This is a genomic window from Psychroserpens burtonensis DSM 12212 (assembly GCF_000425305.1).
GTDB lineage: Bacteria > Bacteroidota > Bacteroidia > Flavobacteriales > Flavobacteriaceae > Psychroserpens > Psychroserpens burtonensis.
This window is the reverse complement of record NZ_AUDE01000051.1, coordinates 1-3,383: the sequence shown is the minus strand read 5'-3', so window position 1 is coordinate 3,383 and position 3,383 is coordinate 1. Positions and strand designations below refer to the sequence as shown.

Annotated in this window: 2 protein-coding genes; both read left to right on the top strand. The window is 26.6% G+C overall.

The features are described 5' to 3' along the window. Nucleotides 1-121: 121 nt before the first annotated feature. Nucleotides 122-1,222, top strand: a complete 1,101-nt coding sequence (locus H593_RS0115230; RefSeq protein ID WP_028873217.1) for a helix-turn-helix domain-containing protein — start codon at nucleotides 122-124, stop codon at nucleotides 1,220-1,222. A 185-nt stretch (nucleotides 1,223-1,407) separates the two neighbouring features. After that, a complete protein-coding gene (locus H593_RS0115225; RefSeq protein ID WP_028873216.1) occupies nucleotides 1,408-2,835 on the top strand; it encodes a S41 family peptidase in 1,428 nt (475 codons plus the stop codon). The last annotated feature ends 548 nt before the right edge of the window (nucleotides 2,836-3,383 follow it).

The following is a 3,383-nucleotide window of genomic DNA, read 5'->3' as shown; positions in this document are numbered from 1 at the left end:
ACATTTATCTTTAGATTATAAAACACCAAATATGGTATATAAATTATCAGCTTAATTCAATTTTAACCTGTAGCCATATTTCAGGACAAGACATATAAACTTCAAATCATATAAAAGTTAAATGAAACTTCTATTGTTTCTTTTTACCATAAATGTTGCTTTAGGATTTTTCCTTGGACTAGCAATATTATTTAGACCCTCATTAAAAAGCATTACAAATAAATATTTAGGATATGCAATTTTAACTATTTCTCTATTAATGCTCAATAGACTACTTGCAGAAGTAGGTATTTATGAAGAGAATAAAAAATTAAGAATAATTGACAATATAGAATGGGTATTTCTTACTCCCGTTTTTATTTTCCTTTTTGTTATAAAAAGCATCAACCATAATCTTAATACATATAATGAACTTAAATTACTGTATTTACCCTTTATTGCATCACTACTCTTAAATTCCATTCATAATCTAGAGAGAGATTTTGATATTTTCATTTTTACAAACGAAATTTTTTCTCGTATAAAATTTAGCTTATTTGTTCTTGAAAGTAAGCTGGTCTACATTTATAATTTTTTTTTAATGACCTACCTATATTTTATCTTAAAAAATTCTGATTCTCAAAAGTCGAAAAATTGGTTATGGCGATTGCATTTTATATTAAGCTCACTAATTGGTCTTTGGATTCTTCTCGATTTTACTGAAGGTATTTTAGTAACTAAAAAAGCAAGCTATTATACAATCATACTATTTATTGGAATTTCTTTTTTTCTTTACTGGGTATCTTATTATACAATTTACAACCGAAAATTATATGCTGAAGCAAATGAGATAAAACAAATATTAAAAACTCAAGAACTAAACATATCTAAAACTCCTAATTCTTCTAATACTATTTTTGAAAAATTCGAAAGTCTATTTAAAGAAGAATATGAATATAGAAACCCAAATGTTACTAGAGAATCTACTGCTGAAAGATTAGGTATTAGCGCAGGATATTTATCTCAAATTATTAATTCAAATACCGAAGATAATTTTTCAAGCTATGTAAATCAATATAGAGTTGAAGAAGCAAAAAAAATGTTACACGATAATACCTTCGATAAATACAATATTGAATCAATAGGTCTTGAAGCTGGGTTTTCTTCAAAAACAACATTTCACAAAGTATTCAAAAAATTCACAGGAATAACTCCACGAGCCTACAAGAATAAAAATAAATAAGTACCAATTTCTTCAATGCTAACAAATCGAAACTAAACATTAGACATTCTGGTCTATTTTTGCATTCAGTAAAACTACTTGATTTCAAACTTTAGAATCCTTTTTCCTTAATAACGTTCATAATTTCTACAGTGTAAAATCAATATAAAATTACAAATATTAATAATCAATAACACTTAATCAGTATGATCAGAACTAACATACCTTTTTTGGCGCAAACAATTTTTATTACGCTATTTTCTATTTTATTCTTTCAAGTAGGATATTCTCAAGATAAAATCAGCAAAATATACCTAGAAAAAGACTTAGCTATTTTAAAATCGAATCTAGAAAAAAACCACGGAGGTTTATATACTTATTCTTCAAAGAAGATAATAGATGATTGGTTTATACAAACTCAGAAAAACTTGAAAGATTCTATGGGAACCTTTGAGTTTTATAGACTATTAACTCCATTAAATAGCGTTATTAAAAACGGACATACGGACATCCCATATCCAAAACTTAAAAAAGATTTCAAGTTACTTCCAATACAACTATATAAATATAAAGATTCATTTTATGTAGGTGATTTTTTTGCAAAAGGGTATGAGGATTTATTAGGATTACAGATTTTAAAAATTGATGAGCAACCAATAGGAGAAATATATAATTCACTACTCAAAAATTATACAAGAGATGGTGATAATTTAACTTTTCCAAATGAAAATTTATCTTCATTATTTGGATTAGACTACGCATTAATTTATGGCTCAAAATCTAATCATACAATTACTATAAGTAAGGATAATAAAAATGTTCAAATTGAATTAAAAAGCACATTATTGAATGATGAAGTAGTTAATGCTTACGAAAAGAGTAAAAAACAAAAACCTTTGAGTTTTGAAATAAACAATAAGGTAGGTATTTTAACATTTTCTACTTTTTCAGAAAGAAAATTAGAAAAAGAAAACTATCTAAGTTTTTTAGAAGAATCATTTAAAAAAATTAAACATAATACAATTGAACATTTAATTATTGATGTTAGAGATAATAGTGGAGGTGATGCTCTTCCTACTCAAGAGCTTTTGTCTTATCTGTTAGATAAAGAGTTTGTTATGTATAAAGATGTTTATACAATTACTAAGAAGATTAAAGACAAAAAGTATTATAGTAATCAGGGTGTGTTTTGGCTAAATACATTTAGCTGGCTTAAGTTAAAAAAAACAATGGATAATCATTACAGCCTGCGAAAGATTGAAGGAATGGATGTCTTTTCACCAAAAAAAGATAACTTTAAAGGAAAACTTTATATACTTATAAATGGTAAATCGTTTTCTGCCACAGGCGAATTCACCTCTTTTTTAAAGAACAATAGAAATGTAATTTTTATAGGAGAAGAAGTAGGTGGAAATAAGGTTCAGAATACAAGTGGAATATCTTATATTATTACTTTACCTTACTCTAAACAAAAGGTAAAAATACCTCTGGTTGTTTGGGAAATGAACGTAGATTATAAAAATGATAGTCACGGTATTAAACCGGATTATTGGATAAGAAATACAATTGGTCAAGAATTGAATGACTATGATAGTGTTTTGAATTTCACTTTAGAGTTTATAAAAAATCGATAACTGACAATATATCTAAAAAATAGTATTCTGAAGAGAAATTAAGAATAATAAATACTATTGCCAACAATGGCTATAATTAATACGGGTTTTGGTGCTTAACCCAAAGTTTGGAGTTTTAAACCAAGTCCGCCAAATCTTTTGATTTGGCTTTAGAAATAAAAAGATAAAACAAAATAAAAAGTTTTGGCTAAGTGCTTAATCGAAAATTTATTTTCTTTTAATCCCGTACTAACTATAGCCGAGACCGTTAGCGACAATTGCGGAACTCACTCAAACGCAAATAATCCGAAATTAAAAATTTCTGAATTTCTGCTCACTCAAACTCTGAATTTCTAATTCAAAATTTCAATTTAAAAGTTGCATAAATAGATAATAAACAACAGATTACCTCGCTAGATTAACATTCACGGGTTATGAGGTTTTACTAAATTTTAATTTATCACCATTTTTAATGTGCTGAGTTCAACCCATAAGTGCAACACACTTATTATTTAGGACTTCAATAGGGTTATTATAATTAAACTTTCTAATTGGTCTGTAATTTAGTA